Origin of the sequence: Roseateles toxinivorans (genome assembly GCF_004362525.1) — a bacterium.
Classification (GTDB): Bacteria; Pseudomonadota; Gammaproteobacteria; order Burkholderiales; family Burkholderiaceae_C; genus Paucibacter; species Paucibacter toxinivorans.
Map to the genome: position 1 here is coordinate 66,796 of NZ_SNXS01000012.1, position 17,550 is coordinate 84,345.

The following is a 17,550-nucleotide window of genomic DNA, read 5'->3' on the forward strand; positions in this document are numbered from 1 at the left end:
TGGAATCCGGGGCCCCGGATTCCATCCGGGCTACCTAGGGCTTGCAACCGAGTCAGCTTTGTAGCAAGGTCGGCCGCGCGCGCCTCCATAGCCGCGCAGGGAGAACCGGCATGTCGGATGATCAAGTCGCCGAAACCGCGGCGCTGCAAAGCATCGCAGCCATGGCCGCGGCCCGCCGCGCCCAGCTGCCCACCACTGACCGGCCCGCGCCCGAGCAGGGCCTGTGGGGTCTGGCGCTGTCGGGCGGCGGCATACGCAGCGCCACCTTCTGCTTCGGCCTGCTCAAGGCCCTGGGGCAGAACAAGGTCTTCCATCACTTCGACATCCTGTCCACCGTGTCGGGCGGCGGCTATATCGGTTCGACGGTGGGCAAACTGTTCCAGAACGCGCGCGACAGCGGCCAGAGCGCCATCGAGGTCGAGGCGGCACTGGGCGAGGCCGACCGGCGCTGGTTCGCCTTCTGGCTGCGCGCCAACGGCCGCTACCTGATCCCGCGCGGCGGCCGCGACATGATGTTTGCCGCCGCCAACTTCGGCCGCAATCTGGTTGGCGTGCACATCGAGCTGGCCCTGCTCTGTCTGCTCCTGGGCGGGCTGCTGGTCGGCTTCGATCTGCTGATGTGGGGCTGGGCCGACTGCATCTTCAGCGCCAGCATGGCAAACGGCGGTTGCTGGCGACCTGGCTGGGTCAGCGTCGATACGCTGGCCGCGCTATCGAACTGGCCGACCCTGTGGCTGCTGCTGCCGCCGGTCATCTGGTGGGGCGCGGTGCAGGCCACCGCCTACTGGGCCCTGCCGGCCAAGGCCGGTGAGGGTCTGGCGGCGCAGCGCTGGATCATCGCGGCGCTGAGCCTGGCCGGCGTCTGGAAGCTGGCCAACTACTGGGGCGAAGCCCGCGACACCGCCCCGTCGGCAACGGCCGCGGAAAGCCTGCAGCTGCCCTCGCTGCTGATGCTGTTTGCCGGCGGGGTGCTGCTGGCCTGGGTGGCCGGCACCCTGATCGCCTGGCGGCTGACGCGCAGGGGCCGCGCGCCCGATCTCTCGCGCAACAAGCTCACCGGCGCGCTGGCGCGCACGCTCAAGATAGGGCTGAGCATCGCGGCCCTGGGTCTGGTCGACGGCTTCGCCTGGCTGCTGGCCAATGCCTCGCTGGTCCAGCATGGCACGGCCGGCGTGGTCATCGGCATCACCGTGGTGGTGCTGCGCACGGTGCTGCCCAAGATCGCCGACCTGCCGCGCAGTCTGACGCCGGGCACGCGGATGAATCTGATGGGCCTGATCAACTTCGCCGGCCTGGCGGTGATGGCCCTGCTGCTGGTGTTCTGGGTCAGCCTGCTGCATCGCAATGCCAGTGGCTCGCTGTTCAACAACGGCGAGCAGGCCCGGGGGCTGCAGTACACGCTGAGCTGGACCTGGCTGGCCGTGCTGGTGCTGCCGCCGCTGGTGATGGTGCTGGTGTCGCTGCGCAACCGCGAGTTCCTGAACCGTTCGTCACTGTTTTCGTTCTACCGCGCGCGGCTGGTGCGCAGCTATCTGGGTGCGGCCAATGCCAAGCGCTTTCAGCCCGGCACGCTGGTCGCCACCGCGCCCTACCCGCGCCATCTGGCCGCCGAGGGCCCCCAGGTCGCGGTGCAGGATGTACACCCCGATGACGACGAGGCCATGGCCGACTACCAGCCCCATCTGGCCGGCGGCCCCATCCACCTGCTGAATGCCTGCGTCAACCAGACCCGCGACCCGCGCGGCGGCCTGTTCAATCAGGACCGCAAGGGCCTGCTGATGACGGTGGGCCCGCGGGGCAGCGTGCGCGTGGGCCAGGACGACTGGCGCGCGGTGGACTCCAGTGGCAGCCTGAGCCTCGGCGCCTGGATGGCGATCTCGGGCGCGGCGGTGGCGCCCGGTCTGGGCGGCAGCACGCGCTCGGGCATGGCCGCGCTGCTCACCATGGCCGGCATACGGCTGGGCTATTGGTGGGACAGCACGGCGCTGGCGCGGCGCGCCGGCGAGGTGCTGCCGCCCATCGTCGGCAAGTATGGCCAGCTGCTCAATGAGCTGCGCGGCCGCTTCGACGGCAATCAGCGTCGCGATTGGTTCCTCAGCGATGGCGGCCATTTCGAGAACACCGGCGCCTATGCGCTGCTGCGCGAGGAATGCAAGCTGATCGTCGTCGCCGACTGCGGCGCCGATCCCCGCTATGCCTTCGGCGACCTGGAGAATCTGGTGCGCAAGGCCCGCATCGATCTGCAGACCGAGATCACCTTCCTGAAGCCCAGGCTCGGCGCGGCCAACGACCCGGCCATGGCGCCCTGCGTGTTCGGGTCGCTGAACGATCTGGTTTCGCCGGAGAGCCATGCCTGCCTGGCGCTGGCCCGCATCAGCTACGGGCGCAGCGACAAGGTCGGCCACATGGTCATCGTCAAACCGAATATGTGTCAGGCGGTGCCCGTCGATCTGGTCAATTTCAAGGCCGACAACCCGCTGTTCCCGCAGGAGCCGACGACCGATCAGTTCTTCAGCGAGGCGCAGTGGGAGAGCTACTTCCAGCTGGGCCACACGCTGGGCCGCCAGCTCGACGCCAGCTTCCTGGCCCAGGTGCAGCGCCACGCCGAGATGCTGTTCGAGATCGACGACGGCAGCGTCGTCACGCAGGACGCCGAGGGCAAGGCCAAGAGCGTGGCCGCACCCAAGCGCCTGCCCTCGCGCATCGCGGCCACCGGCGCCGTCACCGCCTCGGTCAGCCTCGGCGCGCTGGCCACGCTGGGCGCCACCGCCTGGCAGACGGTGGACAGCCAGTTGCAGGCGATCGAGAAGTCCAAGCGGGTGGACCCCGGCGTGCTCAAGGAATTGACCGATCTGTACGGCAAGCTGGCCCCCAGCGCCGCGGCGGCCTCCGGCGTCGAGGCCAAGGACACACGGCTGGGCGAAATGGCCACCGCCCTGCTGCGCATCAGCGATGCCGCCTGCACCGGCAACAACACCCAGGCCTTCAAGCAATCGGCGCTGATGCAGATGATCCTCAACAACACCAAGAAGAGCTGCGCCGAGGCCTCGCCCAAGCATCCGGCCTGCGAGGTGCTGCTCGACGACAGCGAGATCGTCTCCTGCCTGCGCGAAGAGACGCGGCTCAGCTGCGTGCCGCGCTACTGGGTGCGCGACTATGCCGCCGACGACAAGACGCGGCTGAACTGCCAGCCCCCGCAGCCGACCAAGCCGGTGATCGTGGCAGCGACGCCGGTGGCACCACCGCCCCCGCCGATCGAGACACCGGACACGCCCAAGACCCCCTCCAGCGGCCCTGACAAGCTGAGCATGCAGCCCGGCAAGCCGGGGCAGGCGCCGGCCCCTGCCCCGGCCCCTGCCCCGGCCCCCGCGCCCGCCGCGCCGCCGCTTGTCTGCGCCGGCAAGACGATCTACATCCAGATCTTCGGCCCCGAGCTGCGCGACAGCGTGCGCTCCTTGCGCGACCGCTGGCGCGAGCTGGGCGCCAATGTGCCACCGGTCGAAGACGTCTGGGACAGCGCCCGCCGCGCCGGCCGCAGCCCGCCGCAAAGCCCTAAGCGCATCACCGTCCTCCACCATGACGCGGCGTCCAAGGAATGTGCCGAGGCGCTGCAGCCGCGGCAGGCCAAGGTCGCTTGGTCCGTCACCAAACTGTCGGAACGGCTCAGCGGCACGCCGGGCGTGATCGAGGTCTGGGTGCCGCCGCTGGCGACGGCCGATGCCGCGCCGCCGGCCAGCGCCTACTGCTACCAGGAAGACTCGGGAACCGCCGGCAGCAAGCGCTATGGCGTGCACTGCCATGCCGAACTGGCGGCCTGCGAATCGGCGCGCGGCCCCAATCCGAAACGCCCGCAGTCCACCTGCCAGGCCATAGACCTGAGCTCGGCCGGCAGACAGTTGACCCTGCGCGGCTGGGGCGGCTCCTGGTATGCGCTGCAGGCCATGCCCTTCGAGGCGCCGTTCCCGCCGCTGGGCAGGTAGGCATCCTTGGGCGATGGGGTACCCTTGCTACATGACCGAGCAAGCGACCCCGTTCGATGGCGTCAGGCAGGTGGTCAGCGATGCCCTGAAGTTCAAGGGCAAGCTGGCCATAGGCGAGAACGCCTATGCCTCGCTGCGCCATGCCAATGCGGTGCGCAAGTACTGGGATCTGTTCGGCGCGGTGGGCGGCGGCGCGGCGGTGGCCAAGTCGGGCCTGGTGGCGGCGGCCCTCGGCACGGCCAGCACGCCGCTCGGCTGGGTGGTGGCCGCGGCGGTGGTTTCCGGCGGCGCATGGTACGGCGTGATGCACCTGCTCAACGGCGCATCGGGCGACCGGGTCACCGTGATACCGAAGTTCATCAACACGCCGATCGACCTCCTGGCCATCAGCCTGTTCGATCTGATGTTGCCGCTGGCCCTGAAGCTGGCCGCCGTCGATGGTCGCGTGAAGGCCAAGGAGCGCACCTGCATCCAGGACCATTTCATCGACGATTGGGGCTACGACCGATCCTTCGTCAAGATCGGCTGCAAGCACATCGAACCAGGCCTCGACGCGTTCTCGATGCGCGAGCTGGCCCGCCAGCTGGCCGACTTCATCCAGACCAATCCGGATTGCAACTACGAGGTCATGACCGGCGAGCTGCTGGCCTTTCTGCGTGCGGTGGCCGAGGCGGATGGCGACATTGACGAGCGTGAAGAACTGGCACTGGAGAAGCTCGCGGCCGTCTTCGAAGAGGCCCGGCGCAGTCTGCTCAAGGACTCGCTGGCGACGGTCGGCAGCGGCCTGAGCGCGACGCTGGACAAGGGCTCGGCGGCAGTCGCCTCCGGCGCCGCGGCGCTGGGCACGGCAGCCAAGGCGGGTGCCGACGCCTTTGTCAGATCGGGGGCGCTGGATCGGCTGAAGAGCGGTGCGGCCACCGCACAGGAGCTCGCCGCCCGAGGAGCGAGTGCTGCCGCCACGCAATCCACCCAGGCAGCACAGGCGCTGCTGCAAAAGCTCAAGAAACGGACCTAGCGCACGCTTGGGCACAGGGGCTTCTGGCCCCGCCCGCGTTACGATGCGGGCCTGGATTTCCTTTGAGCCTCTCGTGGACCTTCGCACGTTGTTTTTGGCTCAGACCTGCGCGCTGGCCGCCATGGCCTCCATGTTCTGGGTGGCGCGCACCCCTGCCGATCGCGGCAACGGCCTACGCACCTGGACGCTGGCCGTCACTGCCCAGGGCCTGGCCTATCTGCTGCTCGCCAATGCCGGCCGTCTGCCTGCCTGGGCCTCGGCCGGGCTGGGCAATGCGCTGGGCGCCGTGAGCGTGGCGCTGTACTTTGTCGCGATCCGGCAGTTCCTGGGTCGCCGCTATGCCAAGCCCTGGCTGCTGGCGATGATTGTGATCGTCACCGCCGTGGGCGCGGTGACCGGCAGCCAGTACGCCGTGGCCACCATCTTCAACGGCTTTGTCTACGGCCTGCTGCAGCTGCTCAACGGCCTGGCGCTATGGCAGCGGCCGCAGGCCGAGTTGCAGCGGGTGCAGCGCGTCGTCGCCGCCTGCTATGTGCTGATGGGTCTGGTGCTGCCGCTGCGCGCGGCCGGCCTGCTGCTGGCCGGCGCCAACATCGACTACCTGAACATGCCCCTGACCTGGCAGGAGCCCATCTACATCTTCGGCTTCTTGTTCGTCATCGTCACCAATCTGGGCTTTCTGCAGCTGTGCAAGATGCGCGCCGAGGCCGAGGTGCGCCAGCAGGCGATGACCGATGGCCTGACGGGCCTGGCCAACCGCCGCGCGCTGAACGACGCGATGGCCCATGCGCTGGCCATGGCCCAGCGCAGCCACCAGCCCTATGCGGTGCTGATGGCCGACGTGGACCACTTCAAGCGCATCAACGACCAGCTGGGTCACCGCGCCGGAGACGAGGCCTTGGCCGCCTTTGCCCGGCGCCTGCGCGCGGCGCTGCGCGCCCAGGACCTGCCCTTCCGCTATGGCGGCGAGGAGTTCTGCGTGCTGCTGCCCGACACCGACGCGGCCGGCGTGCGCGTGCTGGCCGAACGGCTGCGCGCGGCCGTGGCCCAGCCCGCTGCCGCCGCGGCACCGACGATCACGGCCAGTTTTGGCGCCACCGTCTGGCAGCCCGGCGACACCGCCGACACCCTGCTCGGCCGCGCCGACCGGGCGCTCTACCGAGCCAAGGCGGCGGGCCGCGACCGCGTCGAGATCGAGGCGGCTTAGACGTCCAGCTCGCGGTAGTAGAAGCTGGTCGCGCACAGGCCGCCGCGCGGCCATAGCGCAAAACCGGGCACGTCGCCGCAGTGCTGCCAGCCCAGGCGGGTGTAGAGGCGGCGGGCGTCGTCGCTGGCGGTGTCCAGCACCAGCAGCGTCTTGCCTTCGGTGATGGCGGCCGCCTCGGCGGCGCGCATCAGCACCGCCCCCAGGCCCTGGCGACGGGCCCTGCGGTGCACCAGCATCTTGGACACATCACCTCGGTGCGGCTGGTTGTCGGGCTGGGCCAGCACCACCTGCACGGTGCCGACAATGCCCTGCCCGTCTTCGACCACCAGCAGCACCCGTTCGCGGCGGGCTGCGCCATCGGCCACGCGCCGCCAGAAGGCCAGCGCCTGCTCCAGCGACAGCGGGTGCATGAAGCCGACCGAGGCATCGCCCTCGACGCAATCGATCAGCAGCTCGGCGAGCTGCTGCAGCTGGGTGTCGTTGACGGTCTGCAGGCGGCTCGAGGTGGGTTCGTGGCTCATGGCTCTATCGGTTGGCGGGGGTTGTCAGCACGACGGCATAGCGCGCCGGCTCGTTCGTGGGGTTGTGGAAGCCGGTCGGCTGGTCGAGCGCCATGGCCAGGCAGTCGCCGCTGTCGAGCTGGTGCTGCTCGTCGCCGACGGTGACCCGCACCCTGCCCTCCAGCACCCAGACCTGCTGGTGCACGCGCGACTCGCGGGCCCCCGTTTCATAGGCCACCTGGGCGCCGGCCGGCAGGCTGACCTCGACGATCTGGAACGGTGCCGCCACGCCGGGCGGCGAGACATTGCGGCGCAGATAGCCCGAGGCCGGGTCGCGCCACTGCGGCTGCTCGGCGCGGCGCGCCACCGGTTCGGGCCGGGCGTCGGGGGCGTCGAACAGCGAGGCCAGGGTCACACCCAGGCCGGTGGCCAGCTTCTCCAGCAGCACGGCGGTCGGGCTGCTCTCGCCACGTTCGATGACCGAAATCATCGAGCGGCTGACGCCGCATTCAGCGGCCAGCCCCTCCAGCGACAGGCCCCGCGCCGCGCGCAGCTCACGCACCCGCTGGGCGATGCGTTGATTGATCGTGTCTTCTTCCCGCATGATGGACGAAATCATCCAACATTTTGGATGGCCTGTCCAGCGGTTCCCGCGTCAACCCAGCCACTGCACCCAGCGGCCGTGCGGGTGCGACCAGGCCAGCGCCTCGGTCCTGTCGCGCCAGACCAGTGACCACAGGCTGTGCGGCGAGGCACCCGGCGCGGTAGGTGGCAGGGCCAGCCCCGTCGGCCGCAGCGACGGCGACTCGGCACTGAGCCAGGCCAGGCCTCTGCTGCGCACCAGACGCCCCACCTCGGCCTGGTAGCGGGCCAGTTCCTCGGCCGGGAAGTAGGCCAGCACCCAGCTGTTGAACAGCACCGGCTGCACGCCGGCCGGCAGCGTGTCCAGCCAGGGCTCAATCTCGGCAATGCAGTCATCGGCCCGCCGCACACGGTGGCCGGCGGCACGCGCCAGGGCCACGGCCTGATCGAGGCGCAGCGCCCGTTCGCGGTCATGGGGCCACAGGCAGGCGGCCAGCCAGCGCACCGCGTCGTCGTCGCTCACATCGATGGGCGACAGGTCCAGGCCCAGGCGCCGCGTGATGCGCCAGCCGAGATCGGCCCGCAGCGGCGGCGCGTCGCCCAGCCACTCGCAACGAATCTGCGGCCGGCCGGGCGCGGCCGGGGCGCCGAGCTGGAAGCGGCCGTAGTCGTAGTGATAGCCATCGACGCCCAGATTCAGCCCAGCACTGCTGCCGAAATCGAGCAGCGCCAGATCGGGCCGGCCGCTGAGCCGGGCGATCTGCTGCAGCGCCGGCCACAGCACGGCGCAGCGGCCGATCTCATTGGTCTGCGTGCTGCGGGTCTGCAGATAGCGCACCAGCAGATCGCCCTGCTGGCGGGCGAAATCCAGCAGCAGCGCGGGCAGCTCGGCATCGGGCAGGCGCTGGCCGCCAACGCTGGGGTAATAGGCGGCCAAGCCATGCGGCACACCGGCCAGGATGCGCTCATGCAGGGCGGCCAGCAGCAGATTGGGCCGGCGCTGGCGGCCCGGCGCATGCAGCATCAGCTCCAGCAGTTCGGGCGAGTCGGCCACAGCCAGGCAGATCGCCACATAGAGTGGGTCGTCGGCGCACTCCTGCGCAGCGAAGTGGCGATAGCCGGCGGCCTGGGCGGCCCGGAAGGAAGGGGTGTCGCTTGTCATGCTGCCAAGCCTACTGCGGAGAAGCGGTCAGAATTGTCGGGTTGCCGACATTCGCACGTCGCCCGCTCGCAAGGCCGGCGTATGCTGCGCCCATGCGCTTGAGCCCTCTCATCGAGACAGCGGAGGCCGGACCCTGTGGCCCGGCACGACGGCAGATTCTGGTCGCCCTGGCGGGACTGCTGCCCGGCTGGCAGGCGTGGGCCCAGACCGCTGGCTCGCCGCTGCGCGTCGTCGGCAGCTCGGACCCGCCCTACCGCCAGTTTCGCGGCAGCGAGGGCTCAGGCATGTACTACGACCTGCTCAAGCTGGCGCTGGCCCGGCTGGGCTGGCAGGCCGAGTTCAGCGAACTGCCCTCGGCGCGGGCCTTCAAGATGCTGGAGCGCGGCGAGGCCGATCTGATGATGGGCCCGCTGCGCACGCCTGAGCGCGAGGTCTATCTGCACTACACCCAGATCGTGCTGCCCAGCGAGCCCAAGATCTTCTACACCCACAAAAGCTCGGCACCGATACACGAACTCGGCGACCTGCAGGGCCGCGTCATCGCCGTGCAGCGCGGCAAGCGCTATGGCGCGCTGTTCGATGCCGGCACCGGCTACACCCGCTACGAGGTCAACGACTATGGCAAGGCGCTGGAGATGCTGGCGGCGCGCCGCGTGGATGTGGTGGTTCTGCCTGCCCGCCAGGGCGAGTTGATGATGGCCGGCTCCACCCTGCCCTTGACCCAGCAACCATTCCGGCTGGAGGGCGAACCCGCGTATGTGGTGCTGTCCAAGAACTCTGCCTGGCTGGCCCGGGCCCCCGAACTGGAACGTGCTTTCAAGGCCCTGCAGCAAGATGGCAGCTGGAAGAAAACGCTCGATCGCTACTGAGCTCAGCGTCGCGGACACCCCGCTGGCGGCCGCCCTGGCGCACGTGCTGGGCAGCAACTTCCCGCAGCTGGACTGGGCGGCGGTGCAACATCCGGCCATCGCGCCCCTGCTCAGCGCCCGGCCCTTGAGCACCGGCGAGCTGCTGTTCGCCCAGGGTCAACACACCAGTGCCTTCTACGCCGTGCTGGCCGGCGAGATCGAGACCCGTTTCACCGCCGAGGACGGTCGGGTCTCGGCCATCGAGATGGTCGGCGCGCCGCGCCTGTTCGGCTTTGCCGCCTTCGCCACCCAGCAACCCTCGCGCTATGAGGCCTTGGCAACCTGCCCCACCCGGTTACTGGTGCTGGGCAATGCCGCCTATGAGTACCTGATGGACCGTGTGCCGGGTTTCGCCCGCGCCCTGCTGCGCGAACTGGCCCAGCGCTTCGACGGCACCCTGCATCTGCTGGAAACCTCCCGCCACGCCAGCGCGGCCGAACGGCTGGCCGTGGCATTGCAGCAGGTGCGACGCCACGGCGGCGCACAGGCCGATGCGCAAGGCTGGCTGCCCCTGCAGACCACGCAGGCCGAACTCGCTACGCTGGCCCAGGTCTCGCGCCAGACCGTCAATGAATGGCTGCGGAAACAGGCCGGCCAGGGCGCGCTGCGGCTGGGCTATGGTCGCCTCTGGGTGCGCGCCTGAGACTCAGGCCTTGAGCGCCGCCTCGATGTCTGCGCGCATCTTGGCGGGCTCGTCATTGGGCGCATAGCGCTTGATCACCTGGCCGTCGCGGCCGACCAGGAATTTGGTGAAATTCCATTTGATGCCCTCGGTGCCGAGAAAGCCGGGCTTCTCGCCCTTCAGCCACTTCCACAGCGGATGGGCATCGGCGCCATTGACCTTGACCTTGCCCATCATCGGGAAGCTGACGCCGTAGTTCAGCTGGCAGAAGCTGGCGATCTCGCTATTCGCCTTGGGGTCCTGGCCTCCGAACTCGTTGCTGGGGAAGCCGACCACCACCAGGCCCTGGGCGGCATAGTCCTTCCACAGCTGCTCAAGGCCACCGAACTGGGGCGTGAAGCCGCAGGCACTGGCGGTGTTGACAATCAGCAGCACCTTGCCGCGCTGGCTGGCCAGATCGGCCGGCTTGCCGTCGATGGAAACGGCGCTGAAGTCGTAGACGCTGGGTTCGGCCATGGGACGCTCCGGGTTGTGAATGGCAGGGATAGAGCCCCCATCGTAGCCCTGGCCGGGCCGGCGTGCAGCAAGGCTTTCAATGACCCCAGGCCTCCCTAACCGTGCTCCAGCGCGGCCAGCAGGGCGGCCGCCAGTATCAGCAGTCCGCCGGTCGCAATGGCGGCCGTGATCGCCCCGCCACCCAGCAGCAGTGCAGAGCCCGCCGCCACGGGTACCTCGACCAGCATGATCACCGCCGTGGCATTGGCCGGCAGGCGCGAGGCGCCGAACTGCAGGGCCAGATTGCTGATCAGGAAGAAGCCGCCCAAGCCCAGCGCGGCCAGGGCCCAGCCGAGGCTCAGCAGCGGCGGCCAGGTTGCGAGGCCCTGAACAGACAGCAGCGAGGCCAGCACCGCCGCCACCAGAACGCCACCGCAGAACATCGCCAGCGCGCGCGCCGCCTCCGGTTGGGCGGCCTCGCGCCTGAGCATCACATTGTTCAGCGCGAAGCTGAAGCCGCCGACGATGGCCAGCCAGTCGGGCAGGCTGCTGGGCAGCGGCAGACCGCCGCCCTCGGGGCTCAGGACGATCACCGCGCCGGTGAGGGCCAGGGCCACGCGCAGCAAGGCCAGACGGGTCAGCTTCTCTTTCAGCAGCAGCCGCGCCAGCAGCACCGCCCACAGCGGCATCAGATAAAACAGCAGCACCACGCGCACCACATCGCCTATCGTCATCGCCCAGTTGAAGGCGGCATTGGTCGTGCCCGAGGCCACGACCAGCACCCACAGCGCCGGTGTGCGAAAGAGCTGGCCCCAGGCGCCGCGCCTTGTGACGCTGATGGCCACGACCGCCAGCAGATAGACCAGCACCGTGGTCCACAGCGGATGCAGGCCCTGGCCCTCGAACTGGCGGAAGGGCCACCAGGACAGGCCCCAGATCAGCGCGTTCAGGCACAGGGCCAGCGCCGGCAGCAGCTTGGCCGAAGTCACCTCAATGCTTGTCGGTACGCGCCAGCGCCAGCAGGCGCTCGACCTCGTCGCGATGGACGATGCAGTTGCGCTGGTGCCAGCGCAGTATCAGCCACATCACGCCGGCCACCACAAGGCCGAAGATGGTGATCGCGCCGAAGGCCGACATGCCGAACTTGGTCAAGGCCGTGTAGGCCGCGCCGAGGCCGAGGATGCAGGCCTGCTCGTTGAAGTTCTGCACCGCGATCGAGCGGCCGGCGCCCATCAGATTGTGGCCACGGTGCTGCAGCAGCGCATTCATGGGCACCACCAGATAGCCCACCGTCGCGCCCAGTATCACCAGGAAGGGAATGGCTACCGCAAGACTGGTGATGTAGTTCAGGCCCAGCATCAGAAAGCCCATCAGGATGCCCAGGGGGATCAGGTTGGTGGCCTTGTCCAGCCGCATCACCATCGAGGCGACGACGGCGCTGACCGCGGTGCCTATCACCACCACGCCGGCCAGCGAGGCGGCCTGGGTGGTCGAATAGCCCAGGGCCACGGCAGCCCAGGGGAAGACGATCACGCGCAGATTGCCCGACACGCCCCAGACCAGGGTGGTCGAGGCCAGCGAGATCTGGCCCAGCTTGTCGCTCCACAGCCGCGAGTTGCACAGCATGAAGTCGCGCACCAGCTCCAGCGGCTTGATGCTCATCGGCTGCAGCTCGGTGTCGGTGCGCGGAATGCGCAGATTGAACAGCGCGGCAATGATGTAGAGCAGGATCATCGAGGCGATCGCCGCCTCGGGCGCGGTGTCGATGCCGGTGTCCATCAGGGGCAGATCAAAACCCAGCAACATGCCCGACAGACGCTGGCCGACAAGCTGCCCGCCCAGCAGCACGCCGAGGATGATGGAGCCCACCGTCAGGCCCTCGATCCAGCCATTGGCCTTGACCAATTGCGAGGGCGGCAGCAGCTCGGTCAGGATGCCGTACTTGGCCGGCGAATAGGCGGCGGCGCCGAGGCCGACGATGGCATAGGCCAGCAGCGGATGGCCACCGAACAGCATCATCAGACAGCCGACCACCTTGATGCTGTTCGAGATGAACATCACCCTGCCCTTGGGCGCGGCATCGGCAAAAGCGCCGACCAGCGGCGCCAGCAGCACATAGAACAGCGCGAACATCGGCGCCAGCGCGGGCACCTGCCAGGCCGGCGCGTTGGTGGACTTCAGCAACTCGATCGCACCAACCAGCAAGGCGTTATCAGCCAGCGAGCTGAAAAACTGCGCCGACATGATCGTGTAAAAACCTTTTTTCATCGATTCGATTTGCGCAGATGCTGCGGCGACCTGCCGGCGCTTGATCTCCTTGCCGCGAGGTTTATAGCACGCGCGTCTTGCTGGGCGGCAGCCTGCCGGGTCGCCTCGCACGCCCGTGCGCTGCCGGGCGCTGCCACAATTGCGGTCATGCCACGCCCTATCGAAGCCCTCATCCACCCCCAGAACCTGGCCCACAACCTTGCCCGCGCGCGGGCCAGCGCCCCGGACGCCAGGGTCTGGGCCGTCGTCAAGGCCAATGCCTATGGCCATGGCATCGAGCGTGCCTACCCCGGCCTGCGCGGCGCCGACGGCTTTGCCCTGCTTGATCTGGACGAGGCACAGCGCCTGCGCGCCCTCGACTGGCGCGGCCCCATCCTGCTGCTGGAAGGCTGCTTCGAGCCCCGCGACCTGGAGCTGTGCTCGCGCCTGAACCTCTGGCATGCGGTGCATTGCGAGCAGCAGATCGACTGGCTGGCGATGCACAAGACGCATCAGCCGCACCGCGTGTTCCTGAAGATGAACAGCGGCATGAACCGCCTCGGCTTCACGCCCAGCGCCTTCCGCGCCGCCTGGACGCGGCTCAATGTGCTGCCCCAGGTGGACGAGATTTCACTGATGACGCATTTCTCCGACGCCGACGCCCAGCGCCTCGGTGCCGATGGCATCGCCCACCAGGTGGCGGCCTTCGTGGCGGCGACGGAAGACCTGCCCGGTGAGCGCTCGCTCTCAAACAGCGCCGCAACACTGAGGCACAGCCAGTCGCCCGCCGTCCGCGCCGACTGGGTGCGCTCGGGCATCATGAGCTATGGCGGCTCGCCCGACTATCCGGAGCACAGCGCCGCCCACTGGGGCCTTAAACCGGGCATGACGCTGCGCTCCAGGCTGATCGCCACCCAGCACCTGCAGCCTGGCGACACGGTCGGCTACGGCAGCAGCTTCCGCGCTGAAGCGAAGATGCGCATCGGCATCGTCGCCTGCGGCTATGCCGACGGCTACCCCCGCCACTGCCCCAGCGGCACGCCGATACTGGTCGAGGGCCAGCGCACGCAGACGGTGGGCCGGGTGTCGATGGACATGCTGGCCGTCGATCTGACCACCATGCCCTCGGCCCAGATCGGCAGCGAAGTCACGCTGTGGGGCGAGGGGCCCAGGGGCACGCGGCTGTCCATCGACGAGGTCGCCCACGCCGGCGGCACCATTGGCTGGGAGCTGATGACCGCCGTGACCCAGCGCGTGCCGGTGACGGTGCAGGCGCACGAATAGCACCGCCGGCATGAAGCTGGACTGGTCGCCGGCCGACTGGGAGCTCGACTTCTCCTTCATACGCGCCAGCGGCCCCGGCGGCCAGAACGTCAACAAGGTCAGCAGCGCGGTACACCTGCGCTTCGACATCCGCCGCTCAACCCTGCCGCCGCTGATCAAGGAACGGCTGCTGGCGCTGTCCGACCAGCGCATCACCAACGAGGGCGTGATCGTCATCAAGGCCCAGGAGTCGCGCAGCCAGGAGCAGAACCGCGCCGACGCGGTGGCTCGGCTGGTCGAGCTGGTGCAGGCAGTCGCCCACACCCCCAAGGCGCGGCGCGCCACCAAGCCGACCTATGGCTCCAAGCAGCGCCGCCTGGAGGGCAAGAGCCTGCGCAGCGGGATCAAAGCGGGACGGGCCAAGCCGACAACTGACTGAGACCGGGTTTTCGCCCCCTATGCTCGGCTGTCTGCAGTCTGTCGCCCCGACCTGGCAATAGCGGGTATGCGCCCCTATCTTGCAGACATGGCGCATTGCCATGCACAGGAGTCTCTGACCATCATGTCCATCAGCATCGAACTGGAACGCCTAGCCGAGTTGCACCGCAGCGGCCGGCTCTCGGACGACGAATATGCGCGGGCCAAGGCCAGCGTGCTGGGCAGCGGCCCCGCCTACTCGGCCTCAGCAGCCGGCCCGAGCCTGCGGCGCAGCCGCAACGACCGCTGGTTCGGCGGCGTCTGCGGCGGCATCGCCCGGGTCACCGGCCTGGAGTCCTGGGTCTGGCGCCTGGCTTTCGTGGCGCTGGCCGTCTGCGCCGGCACCGGGCTGCTGGCCTATCTGCTGCTGTGGATCTTTGTGCCCGAGGACGAACTGATACACGCCTGAGGCGAATCAGCTCGCGTACTTGATCGAGCAGCCATAGGGCCGCGTGCTGGCCTGCGCCACCTTGCGGCCGGCGGCCACATCGGCCAGGGCCAGCTTCACATAGGGCTCGGCCTTGGCGATGTCCTCATGCCGGGCCGTGGCGATACTGTCGATGCCGCCCTTGTAGGCCAGCTGGCCGGTCGGCGTGATCACATACATATGCGGCGTGGTCTGCGCGCCATAGGCCTTGCCGATCGCGCCCGTGGGGTCAAGCAGCACGCCGGACGGCGCCGCGCTGCGGCTGGTATTGAGCCTGGCGGCGGTGGCGCCATCCACATGCCCCTGCTGGCCCGGCGCCGACGAGATCACCTGCAGCCAGACGACGCCCTTGGCCGCCGCGTCCTTCTGCTGGGCGGGGATGTTGCCGCTGTCGTAGTGCTTCTTCACATAGGGGCAGTCGTGGTTGGTCCACTCCAGCACCACAGTCTTGCCGCGCAGCGAGTCCAGGTCCACGCTGCGGCCGTCGGCCGTGGTGGCGGTGAAGGCGGGGGCCGGCTGATCGACGCTGGCTGCCGCGAAGGCGGCCGTGGCGCCAACACTCAGGGCCAGCAACAACACCTGACATTTGGACGGCATCAACATCGTGATCACTCCTTACTTGGCCTGACAGGGGTCGCCAAGGCATCGATGACGATACCCGGCGTCAGCAGCTGCGGCAAGACCAGGGCCGATGTCCCCACGCCGGCCGGGAAATACAGGTACAGCGGCACGCCGCTGCGGCCGTACTCGGCCAGCAGGGCCGAGATGCGGGCGTCCTGGTGCGTCCAGTCGCCCTTCAGATAGGTGATGCCCGCCCGCTGGAAGGCTGCCGCCACCTCGGGCCGGCTCAGCGCCACCCGCTCGTTGACCAGGCAGCTGATGCACCAGGCGGCGGTCAGGTTGACGAACACCGGCCGCCCCTCGGCGCGCAGCGCCCGCAGGCGCTCCGGTGTGTAGGCCTCGAAGCCGGCATTGGCCGCGGGCGGGGCTGGGCCGGCCTGCGGCAGCCAGGCGCCCCCGGCCAGAGCAAAGGCGATCAGCAGTCCGGCCAGCCCATTGCCCACCCAGGCCGAGGCCAGCACGCCGCGCAACCAGAGGGCAAAGGCAATCACCGTCATGCCGGCCAGGGCGACCAGCACGCCGTCAGGCCCGGTCTGCTGGGCCAGCACCCAGATCAGCCAGACGGCGGCGGCATACATAGCGAAGGCCAGCCCCTGCTTCAGGGTGTTCATCCAGGCTCCGGGCCGCGGCAGCCAACGCTGCAGCGCCGGCCACAGGCTCAGCGCCAGATAGGGCAGGGCCAGCCCCAGACCCAGGCTCAGGAACACCGCCAGCAGCTGCGGTGCCGGCTGGGCCAGCGCAAAGGCCAGCGCCGCCCCCATGAACGGCGCCGTGCACGGCGTGGCCACCACGGTGGCCAGCACGCCGGTGAAGAAGCTGCCGGTGTAGCCCGGCTTTTCGGCCAGGCCCGAGCCCAGCCCGGTGACCGACGCGCCGATATCGAACAGGCCCGACAGGCTCAGGCCGACGGCGAACAGCACATAGGCCACCCCCAGCACGAACAGCGGCGACTGGAACTGAAAGCCCCAGCCGATCTCGGCGCCGGCCGCGCGCAGCGCGATCAGCACCGCCGCCAGCAGCGCAAAGCTGGCCAGCACGCCCAGGGTGTAGGCCAGGCCATGGCGGCGCGTGACACGGGCCGAGTCCCGCGCCGCCGCCATCAGGCCCAGCGCCTTGATCGACAGCACCGGGAACACGCAGGGCATCAGATTCAGCACCAAGCCGCCGGCCAGGGCCAGCAGCAGCGCGGCGGCCAGCCCCGGGGCATCGCCGGTCGGCGCGGCGCCTGGCCCGGCCACGGTGGTGCTGATCCGGTAGGCCCGGGCACCCTCTGCTCCGGTCAGCACCAGCACGCCGGTGAGCGCCTTGCCCACCGCCAGCGGCGCCTCGCCGGCCGGCAACTGCAGTGCCCATTGCTCGCCGTCCCGGGCCAAGGGCTGCGGCGCGCTGTGCGCCACCACACCCCAGGTCTCGGCGAAGAACCAGGCCTGGGTCGGTGCCGCAGCCGGCCAGCGCAGGGTCAGGCCTTGCGCGCCGGCCTGCAGCTGTACCGGCCAGGGGCTGGCCTGCGGCAGCTTGGCCCTGGCACGCGCCAGTTCCTGGGCATCGCTGCCGGGCAGCGAAACCACCGCCACCGGCAGATCCAGGCCCAGCTCGACCTGCTGCGGGATGCAGATGTCCTTGCAGACCAGCCAGTTGACGCGGGCCGTCGCGGCGAACTGACCACCGGGCCTGGCATCGGCAGGCACCGTCAGCTCGGCCAGCAGCACGACCTGCTGCTCATAGCCGTAGTTGGTGATGGGCCCGATCGCCTGGCGGCTGGGGGCCGGCCATTCGATCTCGCCGGCCGCCGCCCCGGCCGGCAGTGACCATTCGATGCTGGTCGCCTGGCCTGAGTCGCCGGGGTTCCTCCAATAGGTATGCCAATGCGGCGCAATGCGCTGGCGCAGGCCCACCGTCAGGCGCTGGCCCGGCTGCACGACGGCATGGCTGGCCAGCAACTGCGCCTCGACCTGCTCGGTGCGAGCGCTGATCGGGGCGGCCGACACGACGCAGCCCCACATCGACAGGGCGATGAGCAACAGTCGCTTCGGCATGACTGGCC

16 protein-coding genes are annotated in these 17,550 nt (G+C 69.3%); 8 read left to right on the top strand and 8 right to left on the bottom strand.

Annotation, left to right across the window (positions count from 1 at the left end; genetic code table 11):
• Positions 1 to 110: 110 nt before the first annotated feature.
• The 3 genes from DES47_RS29450 to DES47_RS25495 all read left to right on the top strand — a co-directional run bounded on the left by DES47_RS29450 (position 111) and on the right by DES47_RS25495 (position 6,202).
• A complete protein-coding gene (locus tag DES47_RS29450) occupies positions 111 to 3,980 on the top strand; it encodes a patatin-like phospholipase domain-containing protein (protein ID WP_243748462.1) in 3,870 nt (1,289 codons plus the stop codon).
• 31 nt (positions 3,981 to 4,011) lie between these two features.
• Complete coding sequence (locus tag DES47_RS25490) at positions 4,012 to 4,995, top strand: tellurite resistance TerB family protein (RefSeq protein ID WP_133703596.1); 984 nt, start codon at positions 4,012 to 4,014, stop codon at positions 4,993 to 4,995.
• Positions 4,996 to 5,068: 73 nt separating this feature from the next.
• Positions 5,069 to 6,202, top strand: a complete 1,134-nt coding sequence (locus DES47_RS25495; RefSeq protein ID WP_166652167.1) for a GGDEF domain-containing protein — start codon at positions 5,069 to 5,071, stop codon at positions 6,200 to 6,202.
• Here the strand turns inward: DES47_RS25495 and DES47_RS25500 are convergent.
• From DES47_RS25500 to DES47_RS25510, 3 genes are read right to left on the bottom strand one after another with little or no spacing between them, the layout of a single operon-like run.
• Entirely contained in the window at positions 6,199 to 6,723 is a 525-nt protein-coding gene (locus DES47_RS25500) for a GNAT family N-acetyltransferase (protein WP_133703598.1), read from the bottom strand. The genes DES47_RS25495 and DES47_RS25500 overlap by 4 nt on opposite strands.
• A gap of 4 nt (positions 6,724 to 6,727) precedes the next feature.
• A complete protein-coding gene (locus DES47_RS25505; RefSeq protein ID WP_243748463.1) occupies positions 6,728 to 7,306 on the bottom strand; it encodes a helix-turn-helix domain-containing protein in 579 nt (192 codons plus the stop codon).
• 51 nt (positions 7,307 to 7,357) lie between these two features.
• Positions 7,358 to 8,446, bottom strand: a complete 1,089-nt coding sequence (locus DES47_RS25510) for a DUF2332 domain-containing protein (protein WP_133703600.1) — start codon at positions 8,444 to 8,446, stop codon at positions 7,358 to 7,360.
• Positions 8,447 to 8,538: 92 nt separating this feature from the next.
• Here DES47_RS25510 and DES47_RS25515 point away from each other — a divergent pair, with 92 nt between their 5' ends.
• Both DES47_RS25515 and DES47_RS25520 read left to right on the top strand, forming a co-directional pair.
• Positions 8,539 to 9,315 carry a substrate-binding periplasmic protein gene (locus tag DES47_RS25515; protein ID WP_133703601.1) on the top strand — a complete coding sequence of 259 codons (777 nt, stop codon included), beginning with the start codon at positions 8,539 to 8,541 and terminating at the stop codon, positions 9,313 to 9,315.
• Positions 9,281 to 9,997, top strand: a complete 717-nt coding sequence (locus DES47_RS25520) for a Crp/Fnr family transcriptional regulator (protein WP_166652168.1) — start codon at positions 9,281 to 9,283, stop codon at positions 9,995 to 9,997. Before DES47_RS25515 ends, DES47_RS25520 begins: the two co-directional genes overlap by 35 nt.
• A gap of 3 nt (positions 9,998 to 10,000) precedes the next feature.
• Here DES47_RS25520 and DES47_RS25525 read toward each other — a convergent pair whose 3' ends face one another.
• The 3 genes from DES47_RS25525 to lplT form a co-directional block, all read right to left on the bottom strand.
• Positions 10,001 to 10,492: a glutathione peroxidase gene (locus DES47_RS25525; RefSeq protein ID WP_133703603.1), complete on the bottom strand. Its 492-nt coding sequence runs from the start codon at positions 10,490 to 10,492 to the stop codon at positions 10,001 to 10,003.
• A gap of 95 nt (positions 10,493 to 10,587) precedes the next feature.
• Complete coding sequence (locus tag DES47_RS25530; protein ID WP_243748464.1) at positions 10,588 to 11,460, bottom strand: DMT family transporter; 873 nt, start codon at positions 11,458 to 11,460, stop codon at positions 10,588 to 10,590.
• 1 nt (position 11,461) lies between these two features.
• Positions 11,462 to 12,739, bottom strand: coding sequence for a lysophospholipid transporter LplT (gene lplT / locus DES47_RS25535; RefSeq protein ID WP_133703604.1), 1,278 nt, complete (start codon positions 12,737 to 12,739; stop codon positions 11,462 to 11,464).
• A 147-nt stretch (positions 12,740 to 12,886) separates the two neighbouring features.
• Here lplT and alr point away from each other — a divergent pair, with 147 nt between their 5' ends.
• The 3 genes from alr to DES47_RS25550 all read left to right on the top strand — a co-directional run bounded on the left by alr (position 12,887) and on the right by DES47_RS25550 (position 14,867).
• Positions 12,887 to 14,002 (top strand): alanine racemase, encoded by a 1,116-nt coding sequence (alr, locus tag DES47_RS25540; protein ID WP_133703605.1) that lies wholly within the window; start codon positions 12,887 to 12,889, stop codon positions 14,000 to 14,002.
• A 10-nt stretch (positions 14,003 to 14,012) separates the two neighbouring features.
• On the top strand, positions 14,013 to 14,420 hold the full coding sequence (arfB, locus tag DES47_RS25545) for an alternative ribosome rescue aminoacyl-tRNA hydrolase ArfB (protein ID WP_133703606.1): 408 nt from the start codon (positions 14,013 to 14,015) through the stop codon (positions 14,418 to 14,420).
• Between the two features lie 123 nt (positions 14,421 to 14,543).
• The gene (locus DES47_RS25550) at positions 14,544 to 14,867 is read left to right on the top strand and encodes a PspC domain-containing protein (protein ID WP_133703607.1); all 324 of its coding nucleotides are present in this window, start codon (positions 14,544 to 14,546) and stop codon (positions 14,865 to 14,867) included.
• A 6-nt stretch (positions 14,868 to 14,873) separates the two neighbouring features.
• Here the strand turns inward: DES47_RS25550 and DES47_RS25555 are convergent, their stop codons facing one another.
• Together DES47_RS25555 and DES47_RS25560 are read right to left on the bottom strand one after the other, a co-directional pair.
• Positions 14,874 to 15,482, bottom strand: a complete 609-nt coding sequence (locus DES47_RS25555; protein WP_208115118.1) for a redoxin domain-containing protein — start codon at positions 15,480 to 15,482, stop codon at positions 14,874 to 14,876.
• A gap of 11 nt (positions 15,483 to 15,493) precedes the next feature.
• A complete protein-coding gene (locus DES47_RS25560) occupies positions 15,494 to 17,542 on the bottom strand; it encodes a protein-disulfide reductase DsbD family protein (protein WP_133703609.1) in 2,049 nt (682 codons plus the stop codon).
• Positions 17,543 to 17,550: the final 8 nt, after the last annotated feature.